17 protein-coding genes are annotated in these 26,515 nt (G+C 65.9%); 7 read left to right on the forward strand and 10 right to left on the reverse strand.

What is annotated here, in order from left to right; genetic code table 11:
* Positions 1–128: 128 nt before the first annotated feature.
* Entirely contained in the window at positions 129–11,108 is a 10,980-nt protein-coding gene (locus ACSBOB_RS17850; RefSeq protein WP_442577444.1) for a hypothetical protein, read from the reverse strand.
* A 280-nt stretch (positions 11,109–11,388) separates the two neighbouring features.
* Between ACSBOB_RS17850 and ACSBOB_RS17855 the strand changes: the two genes are divergently transcribed.
* The 3 genes from ACSBOB_RS17855 (at position 11,389) to ACSBOB_RS17865 (ending at position 13,256) form a co-directional block, all read left to right on the forward strand.
* Positions 11,389–11,763, forward strand: a complete 375-nt coding sequence (locus ACSBOB_RS17855; protein WP_442577445.1) for an Hpt domain-containing protein — start codon at positions 11,389–11,391, stop codon at positions 11,761–11,763.
* A gap of 109 nt (positions 11,764–11,872) precedes the next feature.
* Positions 11,873–12,193: a 2Fe-2S iron-sulfur cluster-binding protein gene (locus ACSBOB_RS17860; RefSeq protein ID WP_442577446.1), complete on the forward strand. Its 321-nt coding sequence runs from the start codon at positions 11,873–11,875 to the stop codon at positions 12,191–12,193.
* A gap of 37 nt (positions 12,194–12,230) precedes the next feature.
* On the forward strand, positions 12,231–13,256 hold the full coding sequence (locus ACSBOB_RS17865) for an NAD(P)/FAD-dependent oxidoreductase (RefSeq protein ID WP_442577447.1): 1,026 nt from the start codon (positions 12,231–12,233) through the stop codon (positions 13,254–13,256).
* 7 nt (positions 13,257–13,263) lie between these two features.
* On the opposite strand, the gene ACSBOB_RS17870 is transcribed toward ACSBOB_RS17865, so the two are convergent.
* Positions 13,264–13,884 (reverse strand): DUF922 domain-containing Zn-dependent protease, encoded by a 621-nt coding sequence (locus ACSBOB_RS17870; RefSeq protein WP_442577448.1) that lies wholly within the window; start codon positions 13,882–13,884, stop codon positions 13,264–13,266.
* Between the two features lie 207 nt (positions 13,885–14,091).
* Between ACSBOB_RS17870 and folK the strand changes: the two genes are divergently transcribed.
* Positions 14,092–14,616 carry a 2-amino-4-hydroxy-6-hydroxymethyldihydropteridine diphosphokinase gene (gene folK, locus ACSBOB_RS17875; protein WP_442577449.1) on the forward strand — a complete coding sequence of 175 codons (525 nt, stop codon included), beginning with the start codon at positions 14,092–14,094 and terminating at the stop codon, positions 14,614–14,616.
* A gap of 7 nt (positions 14,617–14,623) precedes the next feature.
* Here folK and ACSBOB_RS17880 read toward each other — a convergent pair whose 3' ends face one another.
* The 6 genes from ACSBOB_RS17880 to ACSBOB_RS17905 form a co-directional block, all read right to left on the reverse strand.
* Complete coding sequence (locus ACSBOB_RS17880; protein WP_442577450.1) at positions 14,624–15,163, reverse strand: DUF924 family protein; 540 nt, start codon at positions 15,161–15,163, stop codon at positions 14,624–14,626.
* Positions 15,164–15,173: 10 nt separating this feature from the next.
* Positions 15,174–17,009 carry a monovalent cation:proton antiporter-2 (CPA2) family protein gene (locus tag ACSBOB_RS17885; RefSeq protein ID WP_442577451.1) on the reverse strand — a complete coding sequence of 612 codons (1,836 nt, stop codon included), beginning with the start codon at positions 17,007–17,009 and terminating at the stop codon, positions 15,174–15,176.
* 145 nt (positions 17,010–17,154) lie between these two features.
* On the reverse strand, positions 17,155–17,700 hold the full coding sequence (locus tag ACSBOB_RS17890; RefSeq protein WP_442577452.1) for a hypothetical protein: 546 nt from the start codon (positions 17,698–17,700) through the stop codon (positions 17,155–17,157).
* Positions 17,701–17,821: 121 nt separating this feature from the next.
* The gene (locus ACSBOB_RS17895) at positions 17,822–18,940 is read right to left on the reverse strand and encodes a YcjF family protein (protein ID WP_442577453.1); all 1,119 of its coding nucleotides are present in this window, start codon (positions 18,938–18,940) and stop codon (positions 17,822–17,824) included.
* The gene (locus tag ACSBOB_RS17900; RefSeq protein WP_442577454.1) at positions 18,937–20,412 is read right to left on the reverse strand and encodes a YcjX family protein; all 1,476 of its coding nucleotides are present in this window, start codon (positions 20,410–20,412) and stop codon (positions 18,937–18,939) included. Before ACSBOB_RS17900 ends, ACSBOB_RS17895 begins: the two co-directional genes overlap by 4 nt.
* Before the next feature lie 70 nt (positions 20,413–20,482).
* The gene (locus ACSBOB_RS17905) at positions 20,483–21,001 is read right to left on the reverse strand and encodes a SixA phosphatase family protein (RefSeq protein WP_442577455.1); all 519 of its coding nucleotides are present in this window, start codon (positions 20,999–21,001) and stop codon (positions 20,483–20,485) included.
* 232 nt (positions 21,002–21,233) lie between these two features.
* On the opposite strand from ACSBOB_RS17905, the gene dksA reads away from it, so the two are divergent.
* Positions 21,234–21,650 (forward strand): RNA polymerase-binding protein DksA, encoded by a 417-nt coding sequence (dksA, locus tag ACSBOB_RS17910; RefSeq protein WP_442577456.1) that lies wholly within the window; start codon positions 21,234–21,236, stop codon positions 21,648–21,650.
* A gap of 76 nt (positions 21,651–21,726) precedes the next feature.
* On the opposite strand, the gene ACSBOB_RS17915 is transcribed toward dksA, so the two are convergent.
* Positions 21,727–22,497 carry a hypothetical protein gene (locus ACSBOB_RS17915; protein WP_442577457.1) on the reverse strand — a complete coding sequence of 257 codons (771 nt, stop codon included), beginning with the start codon at positions 22,495–22,497 and terminating at the stop codon, positions 21,727–21,729.
* Between the two features lie 250 nt (positions 22,498–22,747).
* On the opposite strand from ACSBOB_RS17915, the gene cckA reads away from it, so the two are divergent.
* Positions 22,748–25,378, forward strand: a complete 2,631-nt coding sequence (gene cckA, locus ACSBOB_RS17920) for a cell cycle histidine kinase CckA (RefSeq protein WP_442577458.1) — start codon at positions 22,748–22,750, stop codon at positions 25,376–25,378.
* 58 nt (positions 25,379–25,436) lie between these two features.
* Positions 25,437–26,135: a purine-nucleoside phosphorylase gene (deoD, locus tag ACSBOB_RS17925; RefSeq protein WP_442577459.1), complete on the forward strand. Its 699-nt coding sequence runs from the start codon at positions 25,437–25,439 to the stop codon at positions 26,133–26,135.
* A gap of 73 nt (positions 26,136–26,208) precedes the next feature.
* On the opposite strand, the gene ACSBOB_RS17930 is transcribed toward deoD, so the two are convergent.
* Complete coding sequence (locus ACSBOB_RS17930; RefSeq protein ID WP_442577460.1) at positions 26,209–26,514, reverse strand: ribbon-helix-helix domain-containing protein; 306 nt, start codon at positions 26,512–26,514, stop codon at positions 26,209–26,211.
* Position 26,515 lies beyond the last annotated feature (1 nt).

Genomic DNA, 26,515 nt, shown 5'->3' on the forward strand with positions numbered 1-26,515 from the left:
GCCGAAAACTTCCGATCGATCGCCAAAGCCATTGATTTCGTTCGATTGTCGATCGGGTCGAACTGAGACCAAACAGCAACAAAAAAGGCGGGCAAGTGCCCGCCTTTTTCTATTCGTGCGGCATCATCCTACCCGAGCCGGCCGCCCGCATGGGCAAGCATCGTATAGACCTTGCCGGTATCCGAGCTGAGATAGGTCTCGGTCATCCGGTTGTCGCGGTCGTTGCGGGCGACGTCCTTCAGCAGCTTCTCGAAATCCTCGCAGTAGCGGTCGACCGCGCCGCGGAAATCGGCGTCGTTCTGGTACTTGCGGCGGATGTCGTCGAAGGTCTGCTGGCCCTTGAGCGTGTAGAGGCGACGGGTGAATACGCCGCGTTCGCCACGCCTGTAGCGCCTCCAGAGTTCGATCGCCGCGTCGTGGTCGATGGCGCGGGCGATGTCGACCGACAAGGTGCTGAGCGATTCCGCCGCTTGCGACGGGGCGCGGGGTGCCGCGCGCGGCGGCGGAGTTGCGATGACTTCCCCTTCCTCGTCCTCGGCGCGCGAGGCGCCGCTCAAGAGGTCACGCACCCAGCCGCCGGACTTCGGACGCTGCTCCTCCTCCCGAGCCCGCGGCGGCTCCGTCCTCGGCGGCGGAGCCGGCTCCGGCGCGCGTTCGACGGGGCGCGGCTGCGCCTGCGGCGGCACCAGCCGGCGTGGCGCCGGCGTATTGCCTTTGTCGGACACATCGATGGTGCGCCCGGATTTCGCAACGATTTCAGAGAGCTCCTTCAAAGCCTTGATCTGCTCGCCGACGGCGCGGCGGATCGCAGTGGTCGATTCCTTCGCCTCCTGCGGCATGTCGAGCACGCCCTTTTTCAACTCCGCGCGAGTTGCGTCGAGATCGCCCTTGATCGAGCTTGCGGTGCGCCGCATCTCCTCCGTCGCGTCTGCGAAGCGCTTGGTCGCCGAATCGACGACATCGGTGATCGCGGCGCGAATCTTGTCGGTCGACGCCAGCGTCTTGCCTTCCGCCTTCTCCAGCGCGTTGCCGACAAGATTCTCGAACGACTTCATGATGTTCTCGAGGTCTTCCGACTTCTTGACCAGGCCGACCGCCAGATCCTCCAGCGTCGACTGGCGCTCCAGCGTATGCTCCAGATTGTTCTGCGCGGAGCTGAGCAGATGCGACGCGCTGGTCAGCAGGCGGCTGTGCTCCTCGAAGCGGGTGGCGATCGACGCGACTTCGCGCAGCGTGCCGGACGAGAGGTCCGCGAGGCGCGTGGTGTTGGAATCCACCAGCCGCGCCGAGCTTGCGAAAGTCAGCGCTGCTTTTTCCGTCGTTGCCGCGAAGCGCTGCGTGGTCGAGCTCAGCTCGCCGTCGACCCTGTTCAGGTTTTCGGCGGCGGTCTCGATCAGCTTGCCGAGCTTCGAGCTGGACGACGACATGCGGCCGAGCAGGTCGCTGACGCCCGAGGCGAGGTTGTTGCGCGCTCCGTCGACTGCGGCCAGCGTCTCCGCTGTCCGGCTCGCCAGCGCTTCGGCAAGTGCGTTGTTCTCCGAGCGCAGCTTGTCGGCGGCGCGCTGCGAGGCGGTCTCCAGCGTGTGCTCGAGGTCTGCATGGGCGGCGTTGAGCTTGTCTGCGATCGGCCGCGCGGTTTCGTCGAGGATGCGGGTGATCTCGGCCGAGCGCTCGGCCATCAGCGCATTGAGCTCACGGGTGTTGGCCGCGATCGCCCGCGCCGCATCGTTGGTGCTGTCGCCGATGTGCTTGCCCACCGCCGTGAAGGTATTGGCGATGACGTCGGCGCGCGACACGAGTTGCGCCTCGGCTTCAGACACATGCTCGTTGACGCGCTGGCGCAGCGTTTCGGCGCTGCCCGCCATCCGGTTCTCGACATCGAGCATGGTGTTGCCGACGCGCAAGGTCGCCTCGTCGGCGCTGTTGGCCAGCCGGCTTTCGGCGTCGGCCAGCTTCGCTTCGACATAGGAGGCGGCGGCCTCTGCGCCGGACATGACCCGCTGGTCGGCGGCGGACAGCGCTTCCTCGATCGACCGCGCGCGCGCTTCCAGTTCCCTCGACGATTGAGCGGCGCGGGCGGTCACCCGCTGTTCGGCCGCCGCGAACGCCTTGGCGACGTCTTCCGCGCGCGCGCCGATCGCCGAAGCGCTTTCGCCGATGCGCGCCGCGAAACGTTCGTCGGCCCCCTTGAACACTTCTCCCATCTCGGCGGCGCGGGCCGCCAGCGCCTGCGACGTGGCGTCGGTGCGCGCGGCAAGCCGCTCGTCGGCGTCCCGGAACACCTCGCCGATCTCCGCAGCGCGCGCCGACAAGGCGGCTGACGCAGCCTCGGTGCCGGCGGCGATCCGGTCGTCGGCGCTTTCGAAGACGCGGCCGAGTTCTATCGCGCGGCCGGCCAGCGAATCGATGGTGTGATCGACCCGCGCCGCGATGCGCTGGTCGACGGCCTCGAACACTTTTTCAAACTGGTCGGCACGGCCGGCCAGCATGTCGGAGTTCTTGTCCATGCTCGCCGCGAGGCGCTCGTCGGTCTCGTGGAACAGTTGTCCGATCTCGCTTGCCCTCGACGCCAGCGTCGCGGCCGTCTCGCCGACGCGGGCGGTGAGCCGCTGGTCGGCATTCTCGAAGACCTTCACCAGATCGGTGGCGCGTGCGCCGAAGGCCTGGGCGCCGTTGTCGATCCGCTCGGCAAATTTGCGGTCGGCGCTGTCGAAGAGCGCGTTGAGCTCGCTGGTGCGGGCGTCGAGCGTTTCCGCGCCCTTGGCGAAGCGCAGCACGATCTGCTCGTCGACGCCGTCGAACAGCCTGCCGATCTCGGCGGCGCGGGCGCTCAGCGCATCGGCCGATTCCGTTATGCGCTGGCCGATCGTGCCGTCGATCCGGTCGAAGTTCTGGCCGATTTCGCCGGCGCGGGCGGCAAGCGTCGCCGCTGTCGCGACGGCGCGCTCGGCCAGCCTGCGGTCCGCCTGGTCGAAGGTCTCTGCGATCTCGGCGGTGCGCGCCGATAGCGCGTCCGCCGTCTCGCCGGTGCGGGCGAGGATGCGCCGGTCTGTGTCTGCGAACACGCCGGCGATGTCCTCGGCACGCGCCAGAAGGGCCGCGGACGTCTGCTCGGCCCGCTCGGCGATGCGACGGTCGGCCTCGGTGAAGGCGTTGCCGGCCTCCTGGTGCAGTGCCGCGGTGATCTCCATCACCTTGTCGCGCAGCGAGGTGGCAACCGACACAGCGCTGCCCTGCAGGGCCTGGCGCACATTGTCGATGCCCGACGAAAGCGCGCGTTCCAGCGTGCTGGTGCGCTCCTCGATGACGCCTGTCTGGCGGCTGAACGCTCCTTCGATGCGCTCGACGTCGGCAGCGATGGCTTCGGAAATCATGTCGCGTTTGCCGGCGATCGTGTCGATATGCGAGGAAATCTCGAGATCGATGCTGCGGCGCGCATCCACCAGCTTCAGCAGATCGGTGTCGAGCGCCTGGGCCAGCCGGGTGCGGCCCTCCGCCAGCTTTTCGAGATGCCCGGCGACGATCGAATCGATGTCGGCACGGCTGCCGGCGACCTTTTGCAGGTCGGCCTCCAGCGCGTGGGCGAGGATTTCACGGCCCTCGGCGATCGTATCGACCTGCGACTGCACGAGCTGGTCGATGCTGCCGCGCACTTCGGAGAGTTTCGCGAGGTCGGCTTCGAGCGAACGCCCGAGCAGGCCGCGGCCTTCCGCCAGTTTCTCGACATGGCTCTCGACGAGCCGGTCGATGCTCTCGCGGGCTTCCGAAAGCTGGATGAGATCGGTGTCGAGGGCGCGCCTCAGAACCTCGCGGCCCTCCGCGAGCTTCTCGACCTGGCCTTCGACCGCCCGGTCAATGCCGCTGCGCGCCTCGCCGAGCTTGGCGAGGTCTGCTTCCAGCGCGCGGCGCAGGATGTCGCGGCCTTCCGCCAGCTTCTCGACCTGCGCCGAGACCAGCTGGTCGATGCTGGCGCGGCTCTCGCCGAGTTTCGCCAGATCGTCGGCAAGCGACCGGCTGAGCTGTTCGCGGCCCTCGGCGAACTTGCCGGCCTGTCCGGCGATCACCTGGTCGATCATGCCGAGGTCGCCCTGCAGCGCTTCGGTCAGCACATTGCGTGTCTCGGCCAGCTTCTGCACATGGCCGTCGACCAAGCCGCTGATGCTCGACATGTCCTGTTCGAGCGCGCGCGACAGCACGTCCCGTCCGTCGGCGAGCTTGGCGATCTGATCGCGGACGACGCCTTCCAGCCCGGCCATGTCGGTCTCGATGGCCTTCGCCAGCATGTCGCGGCCTTCCGAGATGCGCTCCAGCTGCTTCGCCACGATCTGGTCGAGCCCGTCGCGGCCTTCGCCAACCTTCTTCAGGTCGGCATCGAGCGCCCGCGACAGCAGGCTACGGCCCTCTGCCAGCTTGGCGACGTGGCCGACGATGCTGGCATCGATCGTGGTGCGCGCCTCGGCGACCTTGGAAAGATCGGCCTCCAGCGCCTGGACCAGGAAATTGCGGCCTTCGGTAAGTCGGCCGACCTGCGCCTGCACGAGGGCGTCGACCTCGCCGCGAGTGTCCGCCAGCCTGTCGAGGTCGGCTTCCAGCGCAAGCTTCAAGGCGTCGCGGCCCTGTGCCAGTCTGTCGAAATGCGAGGCGACGAGCTTGTCGATCTCGCCGCGTGTGTCGTGGACCTTCGACAGGTCCTCTTCCAGCGCCCGCGTCAGCGTGTTGCGGCCCTCGGTGAATTTCGACACTTGGTCGATGACGAGGCCGTCGATGGTGGCGCGGCTCTCGTCGAGTGCGGCGAGGTCGGCCTCCAGAGCCCGCCGCAGCAGGTCGCGGCCCTCGGCAAGCTTCTCGACATGGCCGGCGGCGATGCTGTCGATTTCGGAACGGCTTTCCAGCACGCGGGCGAGGTCGTCTTCCAGCGCCCGCTTGAGCGTCTCGCGGCCCTCGGCCAGCCTTTCGACATGGCTGGCGGCGATGTTTTCGATTTCCGCCCGGCTCTCGGACAGTTTTTCGAGGTCGGCTTCCAGCGCACGCTTCAGCACCTCGCGGCCTTCCGCCAGCCGGTCGACATGGCTTGCGGCGATGCCGTCGATCTCGCCGCGGCTGGCTTCCAGCGCCGTGAGGTCGGCGGCCAGCGCGTCGCGCAGCAGCGACCGGCCTTCACCGAGCTTTTCGATATGAGCGGCGGCCAGGCCGTCGATCTCCGAGCGGCTCTGCGAGAGTTTTATCAGATCGGCTTCGAGCGCGCGTTTGAGGATGTCGCGTCCTTCGGCGAGTTTTTCGACCTGCGCGGTGACCAGTCCGTCTATGCCGGCGCGGCTTTCCGTCAGCTTGGCGAGATCGGCTTCCAGCGCTTGCTTGAGCACTTCGCGGCCAGCCGCCAGATGCTCGACATGGGTCTTGGCCATGCCGTCCAGTTCGATGCGGCGCTGCGACAGCTTATCCATATCGGCCTCGAACACGCGCGCCAGCGCGTCGCGGCCTTCCGACAGCCGCCCGACATGCATGGCGGCGATGCCGTCGATCTCCGCGCGGCTGTCCGACAGCTTCGCAAGATCGGCTTCCAGGGCACGCTTGAGCAGGTCGCGGCCTTCCGAGAGTTTCTCGATCTGCCCCGTCACCAGGCTGTCTATGCCGGAGCGGCTTTCGGCCAGACGTGCGAGGTCGGCTTCCAGCGCCTGCTTCAGCACGTCGCGGCCGGCGGCGAGGTGTTCGACATGCGCGGCTGCGAGCCCGTCGATCTCTGCACGGCTCTGCGACAGCCGCGCGAGATCGGCCTCCAGGGCGCGGGCCAAGACTTCGCGGCCTTCTGCGAGCTTGTCGATATGGGTCGCGGCGATACCGTCGATCTCGGCGCGACTTTCGGAGAGTTTCGCAAGATCGGCTTCGAGCGCGCGCTTGAGAATGTCGCGACCTTCGGCCAGCTTCTCCACCTGCGCGGTGACAAGGCCGTCCATGCCGGCGCGGCTCTCGGCCAGCCTGGCAAGATCGGCTTCCAGCGACAGGTTCAGAGCCTCGCGTCCCTGCGCCAGCTTTTCGATATGGGCGGCGTTGATATCCTCGATCTTGGCAAGGTCTTCCTGCAGCGAGCGCGACAGGACATTACGGCCTTCGGCCAGCGTTTCGACATGCTTCGCGGCGATGCCGTCGATGTCGGCGCGGCTCTGCGAAAGCAGCGCAAGATCAGCCTCTAGCGCGCGGGCCAGGACCTCGCGGCCCTCTGCGAGTCTGTCGACATGGGTCGCGGCGATGCCGTCGATCTGCGCTTTGCTGTCCGAAAGCCGGGCGAGATCGGCTTCCAGCGCGCGCGTGAGAATATCGCGGCCTTCCGCCAGCTTTTCCACCTGCGCGGCGACGAGACCATCTATGCCGGCGCGGCTGTCCGCCAGCTTGGCCAGGTCGGCTTCGAGCGCAAGGTTAAGCGCCTCACGGCCTTGCGCCAGCCTTTCGATATGGGCCGCGTTCAGGGTCTCGATCTTGGCGAGGTCGCCTTCGAGCGACCGCGACAGGAGGTTACGGCCCTCGGCAAGCGTCTCGACATGCTTCGCGGCAATGCCGTCGATTTCCGCCCTGCTGTCCGAAAGCCGGGCGAGATCGGCCTCCAGCGCGCGCTTCAGGATATCGCGGCCTTCCGCCAGCTTTTCGACCTGCGCGGCAACCAGTCCGTCTATGCCGGCGCGGCTCTCCGACAGCTTTGCCAGGTCAGCTTCCAGCGCCTGGTTGAGCACGCCGCGGCCTTGCGCCAGCCTTTCGATATGGGCCGCGTTCAAGGTCTCGATCTTGGCGAGATCGTCTTCGAGCGACCGCGACAGGAGGTTGCGGCCCTCGGCAAGCGTCTCGACATGTTTCGCCGCGATGCCGTCGATCTCCGCTTTGCTGTCAGACAGCCTGGCGAGATCGGCTTCCAGCGCGCGCTTCAGGATATCGCGGCCCTCTGCCAGCTTTTCCACCTGCGCGGCGACCAGCCCGTCTATGCCGGCACGGCTCTCGGCCAGCTTTGCCAGGTCGGCTTCCAGCGCCTCGTTCAGCAAGCCGCGGCCTTCCGCCAGCTTATCGACATGCGCGGCGTTCAGCGCCTCGATCTTCGCAAGATCCTCCTGCAGCGAGCGCGACAGGATGCTCCGGCCCTCGGCCAGCCTTTCGACATGGGCTGCGGCGATGCCGTCGATCTCGTCGCGGCTCTGCGAGAGCTTTCCGAGATCGGCCTCCAGTGCGCGCGCCAGAAGGCTGCGGCCCTCCGACAGTCTCTCCGCATGGGAGGCGGTGATGCCGTCGATCTTGGCGATATCCTCTTCAAGCGTGCGGGACAGCAGATTGCGTCCCTCGGCGAGCTTTTCGACATGCGTGGCGGCGAGGCCGTCGATCTCCGCACGGCTCAGCGACAGCTTGGCGAGGTCAGCCTCCAGGGCGCGGGCCAACAGGCTGCGGCCTTCGGCGAGCCGCTCGCCATGGGTGATCGCAATGCCTTCGAGCTTGGCGAGGTCCTCTTCCAGCGTGCGGGCCAAGAGGTCGCGTCCCTCGGCGAGCTTTTCGACATGCGTGGCGGCCAGTCCGTCGATCTCGGCGCGGCTCTGCGACAGCTTGGCGAGGTCGGCCTCCAGGGCGCGGGCCAGCAGGCTGCGGCCTTCGGCCAACCGTTCGCCATGGGTTGCCGCAATGCCTTCGAGCTTGCCGAGATCGTCCTCGAGCGCGCGAGCCAGTTGGGCGCGGCCCTCCGCAAGCCGTTCCCCATGTGTCGACGCGATGCCGTCCAGCTTGGCCAGATCGCCTTCGAGCGCCCGCGCCAGGAGGGCGCGACCCTCTGCAAGTTTTTCGATATGGGTGGCGGCGAGCCCGTCGATCTCCGACCGGCTTTCCGACAACCTGTTCAGGTCGGCTTCCAGCGCGCGCTTCAGGATGTCGCGGCCTTCGGCGAGCTTTTCCACCTGGGCGGCGACAAGCCCGTCTATGCCGGCACGGCTTTCCGCCAGCGTGGCGAGATCGGCTTCCAGTGCCTGCTTGAGCAGTTCGCGGCCCTCGGCCAGCTTGCTGACATGGGTGGCGGCGATGCCGTCGATCTCGGTGCGGCTTTCGGACAGTCTCGCCAGGTCGGCTTCCAGCGCGCGCTTCAGTATATCGCGGCCTTCCGCCAGCTTTTCCACTTGCGCGGCGACCAGGCCATCTATGCCATTGCGGCTTTCGTCGAGCCTGGCGAGGTCCTCGGCCAGGCGCTTGGACAGCATATCGCGGCCTTCGGCGAATTTCTGCGCCTGCGTGTCACCGGCGGCATGCAGTTCGGCGATGTCGGTTTCCAGCGCTTCGGTCAGCACGCTGCGGCCGTCGACGAGCTTGCTGACATGATTGGCGATCATGTCGTCGATGGCGGTCATGTCGGAGGCGAAGGCCTTGCTCAGCGCGTCGCGGCCCTCGGCCAGCCGGCCTGACTGGCCCGCCAGCAGACCCTCGATGTCGGCCATTTCGGATTCCAGCGCCCGCGATAGGATGCGCCGGCCTTCGGCCAGCCGGTCCAGATGGCCCGAGACCATGGAATCGATGCCCGCCATGTCGGCTTCGAGCGCCTTGGAAAGGACGTTGCGGCCGAGTTCGATCTTCTCGACCTGGCTGGAAACCAGCCCGTCGATCGTGCCGACGTCGCTTTCCAGGGCCTTGGTCAGCGCGAACCGGCTCTCTGAGATGCGGCCGACCTGGTTGTCCACCAGCGTCTCGACGCCTTCGAATTCGCCGCGCAGCGACTGCGAAAGGGCGCGGCTGCTGCTCGCGATCTTGTCGATCTGGCCGGCGACGGCGGCCTCAATGCCGCCGAGGTCGCTTTCCAGCGCGTCCATCAGCGCCCGGCGGCCGCTTTCGATCTTCTCGACCTGGGTGGAGACGATCGCATCCAGGCTGCCGATGTCGTAGTCGAGCGCCCGGCTGAGCGCGCCGCGCGTTTCGGCGATGCGCGCCGTCTGCGCGGTGACGACAGCGTCGAGGCGCTCGATGTCCTTTTCGAATGCCTGGGAAAGGGCGGTGCGGCCCTCCGCGAATTTCTCGGTCTGGGTGGCCACCATGTTGTCGATCACCGACACGTCCGCTTCCAGCGCGCGCGAAAGAATGTTGCGGCCCTCGCTCAGCTTGGCGACGTGCGACGTGACCATGTCGTCGATGCCGATGCGGCTCTGTGCGAGTTTGACAGCATCCTCCTGCAGCGCCCGGTCCAGGCTTTCGCGGCCCTCGGCGATCTTGCGCAGCTGTTCGCCCAGCGACAGGTCGATCAGCGTGCGCGACTCGTCGATGCGGCGCAAATCGTCCTCGACCGCCTTGGCGATCGCGTCGCGGCCCTCCGCGAGTTTCCTGACCTGCGTATCGACGGCATCCTCGATTTCGCCGCGGCGGACGGCAAAGCGCTCCAGGTCGGCGCGCAGCACGTTCGTCACCCGGTCGCCGCTCTCGGTGAGCTGGCGTGTGTGAAGCTCGATGATGTCGTCGAGGCCCTTGCGGGCGCCGGACAACTTGCCGAGGTCGGTGTCGAAGGCCTGCGAGGCGGTGTGGCGGGCTTCTTCGAGGCGTCCAGCGAAATCGGCGGCCCGCGCCTCCAGCATAGAGGAGGTGGAGGTGACCATGTCGGTCATCTCGGCATTCAGCTTCAGCTTGTTGTCGTCGAACAGGTCGGCGAGCTGCTGGCGGCCGCCGGTGAAGGTCGCGGCGATCTCGGTTGCGCGCTCCACCAGGCTGTCGTTGATCTGGCGCGCGCGTGCTTCCAGCGCGGCGTTCAGTTTTTCCGTGCCGGTGTCGAGCGCCTCGGCGCGTGTCTGGAACTCGCCGATCAGGCTCTGGCCGCGTTCGGCGAGCGTGCGCTCGATCGCCTTCAGGCTGGTGTCGAACTCTTCGTTGAGCGAGCGCGCCGCGCCGCCGAGCAGGGAAACCATGCCGGACGTGCGTTCGTCCAGCATGTCGGTCAGCGACCGGGTGACGTCGTCGGAGGTCTGCTGGAGGGTGGCGATGCGGGTATCGAGCAGGCTGGCGAAGGCCTCGCCCGAGGTGGTGATGCGGTCACTCAGGCTGTCCAGCCGGCTGCCGATGGAATCGAAGATCGAATTGCCGCTGTCGTTGATGCGGTCGATCAGCGCGTCGCCGGAATTGGTGATGGTCATCGTCAGCTTGGTCGAGGCGCCGAGGATGCTGTCGCGGATGACGTCGCTGGCCGAGCTCAACTGATCCTTCAGCGTCTCGTTGGCGCCGGTGATCGAGGCGCGCACGCGCTCGGCATGGGTGACGACCGCCTCGCGCTCGCTGCCGAGGCCGTCAACCAGCGCGCGGATGCGCGCCTGGTTCTCGGAATAGGAGCGCTCGAGCTGGTTGACCTCGGTATGGACCAGCGTTTCCAGTTCGACGGCGCGCGCCAGCGTGCGCTCGATGCCTTCGCCCATGGCCGCCACTTCGCGGCGCACCGCCTGGCCGACGGTGAGGATGCGGTTCTGCGCGAGGCTTTCCGGCTCGGCGAGGCGCGCTGCGACTTCCGCTATGCCTTGCGCCGCCAGCCGCATGTCCTGCGCGCGGCGGATCATGACCGCAAAGGCCCAGAACAGGATGAGCGGGGTGAGCGTGATGATGGCGACGAGCAGCACCAGCGGCTGGTCGAGTACCGTGCTTGCGGTGAATTCGTTGAGGATTTCCGGCCCGACCAGAAGGTAGCCCAGCATCAGTCCGCCGGCGATCCACAGCAGCGAAAGCACGGCGACCGCCCAGTAGATGCCCGATGACGAGCGGCGGTTCAGGCCTTGCAGCACGAGGCGGGAATCCCGGACGGTGTCATCGTTTGCCGGCGCGAAAGACACCGTCGGCGGATCGGCAGGCCGCAATCCGAGCGTCGACGCAGGCATCACGTCGCCGTCGATCGCCAGACCGTCATTCTGTGCAGCTTGGGGGGAGGGCGTTTCCTCGCTCGCCGGGGCGCCGCGCGTTTCGCGCGAAAGCTCTTCGGCGGCGCGCGATATCTGCGCCTCGAGATCTTCCATAGAAGCAGCTATGTCGAGATCGTCGCCTTCGCCGATGAGGTCGCGATCGAGCGCCTTTTCGAGCTCCTTTGCGACATCGCTGTCCAAGGTTTTCGAGGTCGTCGGTGCCTTAGCCATGCCGCTATTACCCTGTACGAATGCTGCAATGCCGGTCGAGTTCCGCGAGGGAAACCTCGCATGAAAGGCCCATTATGAGCCCCGTTATCGTATCCAGCGGGTCCCGTAAAGAAAACCGCAATCCCGCGAAATGCGTAAAACTTTAAACATAGGGTTAACGTCACGACATATTGAGACGGCAAATTGAGCCAATTTTTGGCCATTTTTGCGATTAACCCGTTATCCACATCATATGGCTAAGGTGGGGCGCCCGCCGGAAACTACCGAGGTTCGACCGAGCATGCTTGAGAACAAGGAAAACGCCGTCGCATTCTCCATGCCCGGCGGAGAAGGAACCGCGACGGCGCGTGGGCGCGCGATCGACCTGATGCACCTCGCGCGCCAGACCATGGGCGACCGGGCGCTCGAACAGGAGATCCTCGGCATGTTCGTGCACCAGACCCAGCAGGTGCGCGAACGTATCGTCCACGCCGACCAGGCGGAGTGCAAGCGGCTGGCCCATGGCCTGCGCGGCTCGGCCGGGAGCGTCGGCGCTTTCGCGATCGCCGATTGCGCCGCGGCCATCGAGGCCGATCCCGAGGACGCGCAGGCCAAGCGCAAACTGGCCCGGCTCATCGACGAGGCCCGCGACTTCGTCGCCGCCATATGCCGCTGACCACCGCCGAACAGGCTCTCGATCATTCCTCGACTGCGTGAAAAGGCCGCTCTGTTGACTCGCGCGCAACAGTGATTATGTCGGCTGTTCAGGCAGCCCGGAATAAATCATGACCAAGCTGACATATCTAACCTTCGACGGCACGCGCTTCGAGGTCGAAGCCGAGAATGGCTCGACCGTCATGGAGAACGCCGTCCGCAATGCCGTTCCCGGGATCGAGGCGGAATGCGGCGGTGCCTGCGCCTGCGCGACCTGCCACGTCTATGTCGACGAGGCCTGGTCCGCTATCGTCGGCGAGCCGGAATCCATGGAGGAGGACATGCTGGACTTCGCCTATGATGTCCGGCCGAATTCGCGGCTTTCCTGCCAGATCAAGGTGCGCAACGAACTTGACGGGCTTGTGGTGAGCGTCCCCGAAAGGCAAGGTTGATCGCAGCGACCAGCCAAGCCTCCCGGAGGAGCAGCCGATGCCAGAGCCGACCCGACCCGATATCCTGATCATCGGCGCCGGGCCGGTCGGGCTGTTCGCCGTCTTCGAACTCGGCCTCTTCGATATGAAGTGCCATCTGATCGACATCCTCGATCGGCCCGGCGGCCAATGCGCCGAACTCTATCCCGAAAAACCCATCTACGACATTCCGGGCTACCCGCTGATCTCCGCGCAGGGGTTGGTCGACCGGCTGATGGAGCAGATCGCGCCGTTCAAGCCGGGATTCAGCTTCAACCGCATGGTGACGGGGCTCGAAAAACTCGACGGCGGCGGTTTTCGCGTCACCACGGACGAGAACGAGGTGTTCGAGGCGAAGGTGGTGGTGATCGCCGCCGGCGGCGGTTCCTTCCAGCCCAAGCGTCCGCCGATCCCCGGCATCGAGGCTTTCGAGAACGGAAGCGTCTTCTATTCCGTGCGGCGGATGGAGGAATTCCGCGATCAGGACGTCATGATCGTCGGCGGCGGGGATTCCGCCCTGGACTGGACGCTGAACCTGCAGCCGATCGCCAGGAGCGTCACGCTGGTGCACCGCCGGCCGGAATTCCGCGCGGCTCCCGACAGCGTCAACAAGATGTACGCGCTGCAGGAGATGAAGCAGCTGGAGTTCCTGGTCGGCCAGGTGACCGGGTTGAAGGGCGCCGACGGCCGGCTCTCGTCCGCAACCGTGAAAGGTCCGGACGGCGATACCGAGGTGCCGTGCACGCGCCTGCTGCCGTTCTTCGGCCTGACGATGAAGCTCGGGCCGATCGCCGAGTGGGGCCTCAATCTCCATGAAAACCTGATCCCCGTCGACACCGAGAAATTCGAGACCTCGGTGCCGGGCATCTTCGCCATCGGCGACATCAACTCCTACCCCGGAAAGCTCAAGCTCATCCTGTCCGGCTTCCATGAGGCCGCGCTGATGACGCAGGCCGCGAAACGCATCGTCAGTCCCGGCGAGCGTGTCGTCTTCCAGTACACCACGTCCTCGACCAGCCTGCAGAAGAAACTGGGCGTGGCTTGAAGCCTGATCACTGCTTTCTGGCCTTCTGATAGGCTTCTATCCGCTGCAGCCGGTAGACCAGCAGCCGAATGAGCCGGCGTTCGAAGTTTATCGCCTCGACCTTGTCGAAATCGTTCTGCGCCTTCTCCAGCTTGGCGAGCACTTTCGCCATCATCGCCTTGGCGTCCTCGGCGGCCTCCTTGCAGGTCGGCGCGCTGATCGATGGAAGGGCCTGTTCCAGCTCGCGCGCATGGTTCTTGGCGATGATGACGTGGCTCTCCTCATGCCGCTTGATGTCGGAGCGCAGCGTGTCCCATATCAGCCGTACGTCGCTGTCCGCCCGCTTGGGCCGGCGCCATTTCGGCAGGATGACGGTCGCCTTGATGCTGACGTCACCCTTGACGATCCGGCAGCGCTTGCCGTCATCTCCATAACTCGCCCGCATGGAGAATTTCATCTGCGTGGCGCCCGGATGCCGCTGGCCGGAACTTTCGACATGCGGCCCATATTTGCCGAGCTCGGCCTCGATCTCGTCGAGCGTGCCGCCGCCGATGGAGAAATAGCTATAAGTCTTGGAAACGGTGGCCGCGCCGGCCGCCGGGACGGTGAAGGCGAGCGCAGCCACCAAGGCCAGTATTCTTTTCAGCATGTCGCCTCTGGTCCGGCCTCGATTCCGGTGACTATGGGAAGCTGCGAAAGTCGGATCATATGATAAAGGCCAATATGTGCTCCATCATTCCATGTGGTTAGCTATGCCCCAGCGCGCGGTATCCTGCCAGGGATGTCGCAATCGGGGCGGCATCCGGGCATGGGGCGGTGCTAGCGGATGCACCCCTTGACCATATCGAGGTGAGGCTTGTCGGCCACGCAGAGCAAGAACGTTTTCCTGAGCCTTGGCGGCAATCTGGGCGACCCCGCGAGCGCCATGGGCGCAGCGCTGCGCCTGCTCGACGCCGATCCGGAGACGGAGGTCGTGGCGGTTTCGTCGCTCTACAGGACACCGCCCTGGGGCAAGCTGGACCAGCCGGAGTTCCTCAACGCCGCCGCCGAGATCCGAACGGACAGGACGCCGCGTGCTTTCCTGGAGCTTTGCCTGGATGCGGAGCGTCGGCTGAAGCGCGAGCGCCGCGAGCGCTGGGGGCCGCGGCTGATCGACATCGACGTCCTGCTGTTCGGCAGCCTCAGCCTGCATCAGCCGGGCCTCGATATCCCGCATCCGCGCATGACCGAGCGCGCCTTCGTGCTGGTGCCGCTTGAAGAGATCGCACCCGGCCTCGAAATCGGCGGCAAGCCGATCGCCTTCCATCTCGCCATGCTCGACCACGCCGGGATCGAACGCCTGCCGTCCGGCCGCGACTGGTGGAGGCAGTCGGAGGGCTGATCGCGCGTCAACCAGCGAAGCCGCCCTCGTCCAGAAACGCCTGCTCCTCCGGCGTCGTGTCGCGGCCGAGAATGGAATTGCGGTGTGGGAAGCGGCCGAATCTCGCGATGATGTCGCGGTGGCCTCTCGCATGTCGGGCGAATTCCTCGTTGACCGTGGTGTTGAGGCGGACAGCTTCCTCCTGGTCGCTAATGTCCTCGGAGTGGGCGAGCGGCAGATAGAAGAAGATGCGGATCGGTCCGCTAAAGGAGCGGTCGTGGCTGGCGGCCATCGCCTTGCGCGCGATGTGCAGCGCATGCGGGTCGGTGGCATACATGCGTGTGGTCTTGCGGAAGCAGTTGCGGGGAAATTGGTCGAGCAGGATCAGCAGCGCCAGCGATCCTTCGGCGCTGTCGGACCAGCCATCCAGATCGCCGCGCGCTGCAGCCTCATGCGTGTCGATGAAGCGCTGGCGGAAAGCGTTGTCGAACGCTTCGTTCTTTTCGAACCATTTTTCCGGCCCGGCCTCGCGCCAGAAATCCACGACCTGCTTGGCCGTCGCGATCATTGTACCATCCTCATCGGCGTTCCTGGGCAGCGGTCTGGGCAAGAATGTCGGCGGTCTCGGGATTCATCGCCTGGCCCGGCCGCTTCGGCGGCGCCAGCGGCGCCGGCACCGGCGCATTGCCCTTCATCAGCCCGCGCCCGGCCTGCAGGCCGCCGGCGAGCTGCAACTCCAGCCGCTCCGCATCGCGCCGGCGCACGTCCGCCAGAACCTCGGCAACAACCTCTTCCCCTGCGCCCAGCGTGTGCAGCGCCTCGCCGCCGAGCGACAGCGCCGATTCGAAGGTCTCGCGCAGCTGGTAGTCCACGCCGGCCTTGATCAGCGAGATCGTCGTGCCCCGGTCGTAGGCGCGCGCAAGCACCGGCACCATCGGGAATTCCGACTTGAGCAGTTCGGCGATGCGGATCGCCGTGTCGCCTTTGTCCACGCAGACGAGCACGGCGCGGGCCTGATGGGCGCCGGCGGCATGCAATATGTCGAGGCGCGTGCCGTCGCCGTAATAGACCTTGAAGCCGAAATCGGCGGCCGCCTGGATCATCTCGACGTCATTGTCGATGATCGACACGTCCATGCCGCGCAGGAGGAGCGGCTGGCTGGCGATCTGGCCGAAGCGGCCGAAGCCGATGATCAGCACGCTGCCGGTCAGTCCGGAAGCGATGTCGATGCCTTCCAGCGACTGCTGCTCGCGCGGGGTCAGGCGGCGCAGCACGATGATGGCGAGCGGCGTCAGCACCATCGACACGATGATGATCGCCGTCAGCACCGCACTTTCGTTCGTGCTGATGATGCCTTCCGACAAAGCCGCGGCGTAGAGCACGAAGGCGAATTCGCCGCCCTGCGCCATGATCACCGCGCGTTCCAGCCCCTCCCGGTGTCCCGCGCCGAGCAGCCGCGCCACGATATAGATGCCGACGGCCTTCATGATCATGTAAGCGACCACGTAGAAGGCGACGAGGCGCCAGTCCTCCCAGACGACGGCGAGGTTCAGCGACATGCCGACCGCCATGAAGAACAGGCCGAGCAGGATGCCGCGGAACGGTTCGATATCGGCTTCGAGCTGGTGCTTGAAGGTCGATCCCGACAGCATCACGCCGGCGATGAAGGCGCCCATGGCCATCGACAGCCCGCCGAGCTGCAGCGCCAGCGCCGATCCCAGCACGACCAGCAGGGCGGCGGCCGTCATCACCTCGCGCGCCCGCGATTCCGCAAGGATGCGGAAGACGGGGTTGAGGAGGTAGCGGCCGGCAACGATCAGGCCGACGATCGATCCAATGCCGATCGCAATGCCCGTCAGGCGCTCCGTCCAGCCCATATGCTCGCCGCCCGGTGCCAGGAAGGCGACAAGTGCCAGCAGCGGTACGATGGCCAGGTCCTCCAGCAGCAGTACCGAGACAATGCGCTGCCCCTTGGGCGTCGCCATGTCGCCGCGCTCTTCCAGCAGCTGCATCACGATAGCGGTAGAGGTCAGTACGAAACCCGCACCGGCGACGAAGGAGGCGGCGACGGGAAAGCCGGTCACGATACCGACCATGGTAAGCAAGGCTGCGCAGAGGCCGACCTGGAAAACGCCGAGCCCAAAGATCTCGCGCCGCAGGCCCCACAGCCGCGACGGCTCCATCTCCAGCCCGATGATGAACAGGAACATCACCACGCCGAGTTCGGCGACGTGCAGGATCGCTTCCGATTCGTAGAAGATGCCGAGGCCGAACGGGCCTATGACGACGCCGGCGGCGAGATAACCGAGGATCGAGCCGAGGCCGATGCGCTTGAAGATCGGCACAGCGACGACGCCGGCCGCCAGTAGCGCTACAACTTGAATGAGGTCGCTGCCTGCGCCTTCAGCCGCCATGCGTTCATCCCATCCGTTGCCATGCCGGGCCGGGTGGCCCTTCGGCGGCTACGATAGGGAATCGACCGCTTCTGTGCCAGTGGCGGATGGACGCTGGCGGTCGTGCAAAAAAGGACGGCGAAGTTCCCGGAGGAAGGCGCGGGGATCAGTCGACCGAGCCGACGGTCGTCGTGTCGACGCGCTTGAGGCTCATGCCGATCACCGGCACCAGTTGTTTCTCGACGCGCACCGAAATGGTGACGTTCATCGTGTTCTCGCCGGCGATGCGCGCCTGCATGATGCCGTTGAGCTGCTTGCGGTTGATTGCCAGCACCACCTTCTGGCCGCCTTCGACCACGCTGCCCGAGATGATGTCGAGGCCCTTGCCAGCCGCGCCGTCGAGGAACGTGCCCTGGTAGCGGCCGGCCTTGTGTTCGATGGATGCGGTCATCTTCTGCGTGAACACGCCCACCCTGCAGCCGCCGTCCAGCGTCATGCCGGCCTTGTTGCCGGGCGTGGTGCCTTCGAAGGAACAGTTGAACTTGGTGCCCTTATACTTCCCGGCGACTATCTCACCCGGCCCGGTCCAGTTGCCCTCGACCGATTCGAAGAACTTCTTGTCGCGGTCGGCGGCGGATGCGCCGGTTACAGGCAGGGAGGCGGCGGCCGCTGCGACGAACATCGAAACGGCGGAAAAAGACACGAACTTCATCGAGGACTGTCCACGCACAGGAGGCTGCTTTGCTGTGTGCGAACATGACCAAGATTGGTTAATGCTTTCCTTAACGGTCGGCTTTCTGCCTTCCCGGAACGGTCGCCGGCACGATACCGCATCATTTGCCGGGTATGTCTTTTCCCGACGCTTTGCTCTTGGTGAAGGAGGCGAGCGCTGCGAGGAAATCCGTCAGTCTCGGCCGTTTCAGAGCATTGAAGGGCAGGGGCCTCACCGTCTCCATCGCCGCGATGCCGATGCGCGCGGTCATCGTGCCGTTGACCACGCCTTCGCCGAGTTTTGCGGAAAGCCGCGCCGCAAGGCCTTGGCCGACGATCTGGTGCACGAAATCGTCTCCGGCGGCGATCGCGCCGGTAACCGCCAGATGCGCAAGCACGCTGCGCGCCAGCCGGAAGAAGCCGAGCGTGCCCGGCCGGCCGCCATAGAGTTCCGACAGGCGGCGAATCAGCCGGCCCGCCTCGAACACCACGTAGGCGAGGTCGACCAAGGCTCGCGGGCTGACCGCGGTGACGATCGACACGCGCTTGGCTGCGTCGAGGATCATGGTTTTTGCCCGCGCGTCGAGCGGGCCGAGGAGTTCGGCCTCGGCGAGACGGACGAGATTGGCGCCGTCGATGATCTCGCCCTTGAGGTCGGCCAGCGCCCGCCGTCCTGCGGCGGTTTCGGCGTTGCCGGCAACCAGCAGCGTCAGCTCGGCGACCACCTTGCGCGCCGCGGCGGAATCGTCCCGGCGTATGGCGTCGGCCGCTGCGTCGCGCAGATGCCCGATCGTCGAGAGCCGCGACAGCGCAAGCATTTCGCGGGCGAAGATGACGATCAGCGCCAGCAACGCGACCGCCGCCGCCGCCGCCGCAACCCATCCCAGCCACTCGGCGCGCGCGAACAGGTCGCGGATCAACTGGTCGGTCCATAGCCCGACGGCGAGCGAGACAAGCACGCCAAAAGCTGTCGTGAAGATCGTCGCCAGCCACGACCGCTTCTTTGGCGCGGTGGCGGGCGGCGGGTCGCCGGCGACAGCCTCCGGCTCGGCGAAGAAATCCGTCTCCGCCGGCAGCACGACAGCATCCTCGGCTTTCAGCGCGCGCGGCAGTCTCGGCCTGGCAGGTTCTTCAGTGACGGCCGGTTTCGAGACGGAAGCCGCTCGCTGCGGGGCGGGGACAGGCTGCTCGGACGTCTCGCTGGAGAGGCGGAAAGATGCAGGCTTGCGGGGCGGTGTCATGCGAGGCGATCCCCCAGCAGGAACTGCATGGCGCGGTCGAGGCGGATATGCGGCAGCGACAAGGTCATGCCGTCGGCGGCACGCTCCAGCTTCGGCGGGCGGAAGCGGACGAAGCGGATGGCATTCTCGCCGGCGTCTCCGGAAACCGTCTCGAATGCCGATTCGATTCTTCCCGGCAGGTCGCCGGGAAAGACCGCCGTCTCGGTCTTGCCGTCAAAGACCTCGTCGCCAATGGTCTCGCCTTTCAGCGGCGTGCCGATGATCACCGGCAATTCCTCGCGGCCATGTTTGACCGTGCCCTCGCGCGTCACCCGCACCGCGGCCATGGCGAGCACGTCGACCTCGGCTCCCGTCAGGTCGGCGCGTTTCACCGCGCGGTCGGCGATGCGTTTGACGATTGCCTGAAGCCGGTCGTGGCTTTCGTGGTGCAGATGGTCGGCCTTGGTCGCGGCGACAAGGATACGGTCGATGCGGTGCGAGAAGAAATCGGTGAGAAAACCGCCGCGCCCGATGCGGAAGCAGGCGAGGATTTCGCCGAGCGCCCGTTCCAGGTCGGCCATCGCCCAGGGGCCGGCATTCAGCGCCTGCAAGGCGTCGACCAGCACGATCTGCCGGTCCAGCCGTGCGATATGCTCACGAAAGAACGGCTTCACCACATGCGTCTTGTAGGCCTCGTAGCGCCGTTCCATCATCGCGTGCAGCGAACCCGGTTGCGCCGGCCGGTCGCCGTCGAGCACCAGCGGGGAAAACGTCAGCGCCGGCGATCCGTCGAGGTCGCCCGGCATCAGGAAGCGACCCGGCGGCAGCGTCGACAATGCACGCTCGTCGAGCTTGCAGGCCTTGAGATAGCCGGCGAAGGCCTCCGCAAGGCGTCTCGCTGTCATCTCGTCGGCATCCGCGGTCGGATCGGCGGATGCCGCGAGGTCCCGCCATGCCGCCGCAAGGTCGGCGCGGACGGGCAGGGCGGCCAGATCCACCGTCTCCTTCGAGAATTGCCGGAAATCCTTGCCGAGCAGCGGCAGGTCGAGCAGCCATTCGCCCGGATAGTCGACGATGTCGATGGCGAGCCGCCCACTGGAGAACATGCGGTTCCAGCCGGATGCGGACTCGTATTCGACCGTCAGGCGAAGTTCGGAGATGGCGCGGGTCGAATCCGGCCATATCCGCGCATTCACCAGTGCCTCGACATGATCCTCGTACTGGAAACGCGGCACCGCGTCGTCAGGCTGCTGCTCGAGCCCGGCTCGGGCAATGCGCCCGGATTTGCGGGCGTCGAACAGCGGCAGCCGCCCGCCATGGATCAGGTTGTGGACGAGCGCGGTGATGAACACGGTCTTGCCGGCGCGCGACAGGCCGGTAACGCCCAGCCGCAGCGATGGCTGCGAGAACAGGGTCGCGGCGCGTCCGGTAAGCGTGTCCAGCGCAATGCGCGCCTCGTCGGTGAAACTGGTAAGTGACGCCAAACCGGACATCCCGCTGCAAACCGTCCCGGCGATATAGGCGAGCGTGGCGGCAATTGAAATGCCGGCGTCGTCGGCAGGCCTAGCGCCCGTGCTGCCCGATATCGGCCGGCGTCAGGAATGCCTCCAGGTGGCCCTGGCCCGGACGAGCCCGGGAAAGCGGGGTCTTGAAGACGATCGCCGCCAGTCCTGATGTCGGAAAGCCGGAACGGATCGCCGCCAGCGCGGCCGCATCGCCCGTGCCGGCTACGGCCAGCGCCAGATCCTCCATCATCGGATTGTGGCCGATGATCAGCAGCGAGCCGCGCCCATCGTTCTCGTGCACGGCCGAGAGATAGCCCGCCGCATCCTCCGAATACAGCCGGTCCAGGAAAAGCACACGCCCGGTGTCGGCGTTCGTCGCGACGCCCTCCAGCGTCTGGCGGGCGCGCTGGGCGGTGGAGCATAGCGTGAGGTCGGGCACATAGCCCCGTTCGCGCATGACGATGCCGATCGTGCCTGCGTCCTTGACGCCGGAAGCATCGAGCGGGCGGTCGAAATCGCGCATTCCGGGCTGCGCCCAGCCGGCCTTGGCATGCCTGAGAAGATAGAGCGTGCTCATCTGAGGTTCCCTTGCGGCATTGGGAATAGCCGTCGAAACCGTACTGCGCAATGGCCCGCCGCGATCGTCATTCCTTTATCAAATCAATGTCATGCAAGCTGTGCTACCGACACGCCAAGTCGCCTCCGGGCACAGCTAACAATTGCGTGACGGTTGCACGGAATGATCTTGTGCCCCTTGGAGGCGGCGAATATATAGGCGCGAAAAAACTAGGGGTAATGGGATGAGTCGAATGAGCGTTCTCGTTAATGCCGACTACGTGCCCTCGGATGAAGAGCCTTTCATGAATGAAAGGCAGAAAGCTTATTTCCGGGCAAAACTCATGACTTGGAAGAGTGACATACTCAAGGAAGCCCGCGAAACACTGGAAATCCTGCAGCAGGAAAACGCCAACCACCCCGACCTCGCCGACCGCGCCTCCTCCGAAACGGACCGTGCCATCGAGCTCCGGGCCCGCGACCGCCAGCGCAAGCTGATCGCCAAGATAGACTCGGCCCTGATGCGCATCGACGAAGGCACCTACGGTTTCTGCGAGGAGACCGGCGAGCCGATCTCGCTCAAGCGCCTCGATGCCCGACCGATCGCCACGCTTTCGATCGAGGCGCAGGAGCGGCACGAGCGTCGCGAAAAAGTCTATCGCGACGATTGATTTCCGAAACCAGTTTTGCGGACAAAAAGAAAAAGCGGCGTCGAGCCGCTTTTTCTTTTTGTGCGAGGCTCCGGGCCTACCGCCTCGGGTTCGACAGTTCGCCCAGCAGCTTCGCCATCTCCTCATCGAGCGTGGGCGCCTGCTGCGGCTTGCCCGGCCTGGCGTCGTTGTCGTCCAGAGAGACTTCCAGTTCCTTCAGTAGGGCGTCGTCGAGGTCGTCGGCCTGGGCTTGCACGGAATTGGCGTGCGGCGGCGGGGCAGGGGGCGCCACGGGCGGGATGCGGGGCTCGGGTCGCGGCGCGACGGTCGGTTGAGGCGCAGGCGCCAGTCTCGCCGGCTCGGGCCGCGCGGCGGGGCGCAGCGGCAGCATTTCGGGCGGACGCGGCGCCGGCTGCGCCGGAAGGCGGCTTATGGGAGCCGGCGGTGCGGCGCGTGCCGGTTCGGGCGCGCGTCTTGGCGGGACGGCGGGCGGCGCCGGCTGCGGCGCAGCAGGCTGGGCGACCTGCGGCTCCCGCGCAGGCTCCGTCGGTATTGCCGGCCGGCGCTGCTGGCCGATGCGGATGTCGCGCTCGACCACGATATCGCTCTTTCCACCAATCAACAGCAGATGCTCGATGTCGTCGCGGCGGACCAGCACCAAGCGCCGCTCATTGTCGAGGGCCGTCGCGTCCATCACAGCGAGCCGCGTCTTTCGGTTGCGGCCGCCGGCTACGAACGTGCCGGCAAACAGGCCGCGCAACAGCCTGATGGCCAACAGGAGAAGGATAAGGGCGAACAGCGCGAGCAGGGTCACCACGATCCCCTGCGAATATCCTGGACCTGCTACCTCATCCAAAAAGTCCAGCATTTCGATCCCCGCATCATTGCCAGCCGCGGCGGGGACACTAGAGCAAAGGCGGCGCGGATGGAACCTTCCTGGGGCCTTGGTTTCGGACTACCTTGCATGCCCGGCGATATGTCGCGGACAGCGGCATTTCCGCCCGAAGTGAGGCTTTTCAGCGCTTTTTGCCGATGGGCTTTTCAGGTTAAGGAGTATCTGATCTGGGCCGATTCGAAAAATGGGGTGGACAGCGGCAAATGGCGGGAATCGCGCTCTGATGGCGAAGGACACGCGCGGCGATTTCTATCCCGTACCGATCGTCGATCAAGGCACGCGGCCCGGCGCGATCACCCGGCTGATCACCTTCATCGTCGTGCTGACCGGCGCGGCAATCGTCTTCGGCATATTCCGCGACAGGCTGGGGGATCCGTTCCTGCTGGGCATGCTTGGTGTGCTGGCCATGACCGGCGTCGGTTTCCTGTTCGCCGCGGCGATCGGCTTCGTGCAGATCGCATCGAAATCCACCACCGACGAACTGTCGAAGTCCTTCATCGATTCGATGGCGCAGGGCCTGATCGTCACAGACGGTAAGGCGCGCGTGATCTACGCCAACCGCGCCTATGCCGACATGACCGGCGCAACCAGTGCCTCCGACCTGCGCACCGTCGAATCGCTGCTCTCGGATGCGCCCGAGGCTGCCGACACGATCTACCGGCTGGCGTCGGGCCTGCGCGACGGCCAGCCCGGCAGCGGCGAATTCCGCATGGCCCGGTCGATCAAGCCCGGCGTCGATGGCGGGCCGCGCTGGTATCGCGCCCAGGCCCGGACGTTCAAGGTCCCGGGTGAGCGCCAGCCGCTTTCCGCCTGGCAGCTTGCCGACATCTCGCGCGAGCGTGCCGAGCAGGAGCGCTTCTTCCTCGACCTGCAGCAGGCGATCGACCATCTCGACCACGCGCCGGCCGGCTTCTTTGCCGCCGATGCCGAGAACCGCATAACCTACCTCAACGCCACGCTCGCCGAATGGCTGGGCATCGACCTGACGGGCTTCACCTCCGGCGAGGTCACGCTCGACGGGGTCGTCGCCGGCGACGGCATGGCGCTGATCCGCTCCGTGAAGGCCGATCCGGGCACCACCAGGAACGCGGTCATCGACCTCGACCTCGCCATGTCGACCGGGCAGGCGCTGCCGGTGCGTTTCCTGCACAGGGTGACAGCCAACCGGGACGGCTCCAGCGGCCCGACCCGGACGATCGTCCTGAACCGGACGCAGGGCGAGGATTCCTCTGCCGATCTAAGGGCTTCCGAGAACCGCTTCACACGCTTCTTCAATTCCACGCCGATGGCGATCGCCGGCGTCGACCAACAGGGACGCATCGTTCGCACCAACGCGCCGTTCTTCTCGCTGTTCTCCAGCATCGTCGACCGCGACGCGATCGATCGCCATGTCCGCTTCGAATCGATGATCCACGAACGCGACCGCGCCGCCTTCGCTCTGGCGCTGGAGAGGGCCCGCCGCCGGCAGGCCGAGATCGACACCATCGACACGGTGCTCCCCAACAATGAGGAGCGGCATGTCCGGCTCTATGTGAACGCCGTGGCCGACGGCCCGGGCAGCGAGGACGCCGAGGAGGCGGCGATCGTCTACGCCGTCGAGATGACGGAGCAGAAGGCGCTGGAAGGCCAGATGGCCCAGAGCCAGAAGATGCAGGCGGTGGGCCAGCTCGCCGGCGGCATCGCGCACGACTTCAACAACGTGCTGACGGCCATCATCATGGCCTCCGACCTGCTTCTGACCAACCACAGGCCGTCCGATCCGTCCTTCCCGGACATCATGAACATCAAGCAGAACGCCAACCGGGCGGCTTCGCTGGTCAGGCAACTGCTGGCGTTCTCGCGCAAGCAGACCCTGCGGCCGGAAGTCCTCAACCTGACCGATGTGCTTGCCGACCTGCGCATGCTGCTGGCCCGGCTGGTCGGCAACAATGTCAAGCTCAAGGTCGATCACGGCCGCGACCTCTGGCCGGTGAAGGTCGACATCAGCCAGTTCGAGCAGGTGGTCGTCAATCTCGCGGTCAACGCCCGCGACGCCATGCCTTCCGGCGGCGTGCTGACGGTGCGGACACGCAATGTCACCGCCGACGAGTCCCGCTCCTTCTCCTATCATCGCGAGTTGGAAACCGGCGACTTTGTGCTGATCGAGGTCGAGGATACCGGCACCGGCATCGCGCCTGCCGTGCTGAAGAAGATCTTCGAACCCTTCTTCACCACCAAGGAGGTCGGCAAGGGCACCGGCCTCGGCCTGTCGATGGTCTATGGCATCATCAAGCAGACCGGCGGCTTCATTTTCTGCGATTCCGAAGTCGGAAAAGGCACGGTGTTCCGCATCTTCCTGCCGCGCCATATTCCCGAGATCCGCGCCGTGGCTCCGGGGGCCGCCGCCCAGCCCGAGGCGGCCGATGGTGCGCAGCCGCCGTCCGGCAATGGCGCTGCCGTCGCTGCGCCGCCCAAGCCGAACGACGCGTCGCGCGACCTTTCGGGTTCCGCAACCGTCCTGCTGGTCGAGGACGAGGACGCGGTGCGCATGGGCGGCATGCGGGCGCTGACCTCGCGCGGTTATACCGTGCACGAAGCGTCCTCCGGCGTCGAGGCGCTGGAAATCTACCGCGAGCTCGAAGGCAGGATCGACATCGTGGTGTCGGACGTCGTCATGCCGGAGATGGACGGGCCGACGCTGCTCGGCGAATTGCGCAAGATCGATCCAAACATCAAGTTCATCTTCGTTTCCGGCTATGCGGAAGACGCATTCGCGCGCAATCTGCCGGCGGAGGCAAAATTCGGCTTCCTGCCAAAACCGTTCTCGCTGAAGCAGCTTGCAACCGTGGTCAAGGAAGTGCTGGAGAGCGAATGAACCGGCGGCCGTTCCGGCCGCATAGTGTGTCACAGCGCGGAAAGCGGTCGGGGGACCAATGACACCGCATAACGAGGCATCGCCGGGCGACTATGCGGAAACCGTCCTGGTTCCCGGAGACCCGTTGCGTGCCAAATGGATCGCCGAGACATTCCTTGACGACGCGCGCTGCGTGAACAGCGTACGGGGCGCACTCGGCTTCACCGGCTTCTACCAGGGAAAACGTATCAGCGTGCAGACGACTGGCATGGGCCGTCCGTCCTTTACCATCTATGTCCATGAACTGATCGCGTCCTACGGCGTGCGCACCGTCATCCGCGTCGGCTCCTGCGGCGCGCTGACGGCGTCGACGCCGCTGCGCGATATCTTTTTCGCCGAAAGCGCGGTCATGGATTTCGACGTGGCGGCTGGCGACCCGATCGGCCGGCCCGACCCCGAACTGGCGCGGCTCGCGGTGGAGGCCGCGCGGGCGGCATCGATTCCTTTCCATGCCGGATCGATGGTCTCCAGCGACATCTTCTATCATCCCGAACCGGAGACACGGTTCGACTTGCCGCGTGCCAAGGGCATCACCGCCGTCGATATGGAGACCGCCAACCTGTTCGCGCTGTCTTCCGCGCTGGGCTACCGGGCGCTGTCGATCTGCACCATCGTCGACAGCCTGCTGACGGGCGAGGAAACCGCGCTGTCCGAACGCCAGGAACTGTTTCGCACAGCGGCGCAGGTCGCGCTCGACGTTGCCAAAGTGATCGGCTGAAGTTGGCTTGAAACTAGTCGCAATTTGAGCGGGGCACCGTTCGCGCCCTGCTCGTCAACTTCAAGCTCGCCGGTCAGGCCGCTTCGCTGTGCAGCGCCCTGATATCCGCGTCGCCGGGCCGGTGGCCGCGCAGATAGAGCGCGCAGGTGGTGCGCAGCATCGACGCGAAATTCGGAATCTCCCCGTTGATCTCGATCGCCTCGTCATAGAGCTTCGAGATGAATTTCGGCGTCGTCAGGCCCTGTCCGGCGGCGATCTCGTCCAGCAGTTCCCAGAACGTCTTCTCCAGCTGGATGCTGGTCGAATGGCCGGCAATGCGGATCGAGCGGTTGATCTGGCGATAGCCTTCCGGATCCTGCCCGGCGAACACTTTGCACATG

This window comes from Mesorhizobium sp. KACC 23794 (assembly GCF_052180275.1).
Taxonomy (GTDB): domain Bacteria; phylum Pseudomonadota; class Alphaproteobacteria; order Rhizobiales; family Rhizobiaceae; genus Kumtagia.

Coding starts and splice junctions, on each gene's coding strand:
- ACSBOB_RS17930 (WP_442577460.1), bottom strand. CDS start 26,514: ATGTGCAAAGTGTTCGCCGGGCAGGATCCGGAAGGCTATCGCCAGATC.
- ACSBOB_RS17890 (WP_442577452.1), bottom strand. CDS start 17,700: ATGAAGTTCGTGTCTTTTTCCGCCGTTTCGATGTTCGTCGCAGCGGCC.
- ACSBOB_RS17865 (WP_442577447.1), top strand. CDS start 12,231: ATGCCAGAGCCGACCCGACCCGATATCCTGATCATCGGCGCCGGGCCG.
- ACSBOB_RS17850 (WP_442577444.1), bottom strand. CDS start 11,108: ATGGCTAAGGCACCGACGACCTCGAAAACCTTGGACAGCGATGTCGCA.
- ACSBOB_RS17880 (WP_442577450.1), bottom strand. CDS start 15,163: ATGATCGCGACGGCCAAGCAGGTCGTGGATTTCTGGCGCGAGGCCGGG.
- ACSBOB_RS17885 (WP_442577451.1), bottom strand. CDS start 17,009: ATGGCGGCTGAAGGCGCAGGCAGCGACCTCATTCAAGTTGTAGCGCTA.
- cckA (WP_442577458.1), top strand. CDS start 22,748: ATGGCGAAGGACACGCGCGGCGATTTCTATCCCGTACCGATCGTCGAT.
- deoD (WP_442577459.1), top strand. CDS start 25,437: ATGACACCGCATAACGAGGCATCGCCGGGCGACTATGCGGAAACCGTC.
- dksA (WP_442577456.1), top strand. CDS start 21,234: ATGAGCGTTCTCGTTAATGCCGACTACGTGCCCTCGGATGAAGAGCCT.
- ACSBOB_RS17870 (WP_442577448.1), bottom strand. CDS start 13,884: ATGCTGAAAAGAATACTGGCCTTGGTGGCTGCGCTCGCCTTCACCGTC.
- ACSBOB_RS17905 (WP_442577455.1), bottom strand. CDS start 21,001: ATGAGCACGCTCTATCTTCTCAGGCATGCCAAGGCCGGCTGGGCGCAG.
- ACSBOB_RS17900 (WP_442577454.1), bottom strand. CDS start 20,412: ATGTCCGGTTTGGCGTCACTTACCAGTTTCACCGACGAGGCGCGCATT.
- ACSBOB_RS17860 (WP_442577446.1), top strand. CDS start 11,873: ATGACCAAGCTGACATATCTAACCTTCGACGGCACGCGCTTCGAGGTC.
- ACSBOB_RS17895 (WP_442577453.1), bottom strand. CDS start 18,940: ATGACACCGCCCCGCAAGCCTGCATCTTTCCGCCTCTCCAGCGAGACG.
- ACSBOB_RS17855 (WP_442577445.1), top strand. CDS start 11,389: ATGCTTGAGAACAAGGAAAACGCCGTCGCATTCTCCATGCCCGGCGGA.
- ACSBOB_RS17915 (WP_442577457.1), bottom strand. CDS start 22,497: ATGCTGGACTTTTTGGATGAGGTAGCAGGTCCAGGATATTCGCAGGGG.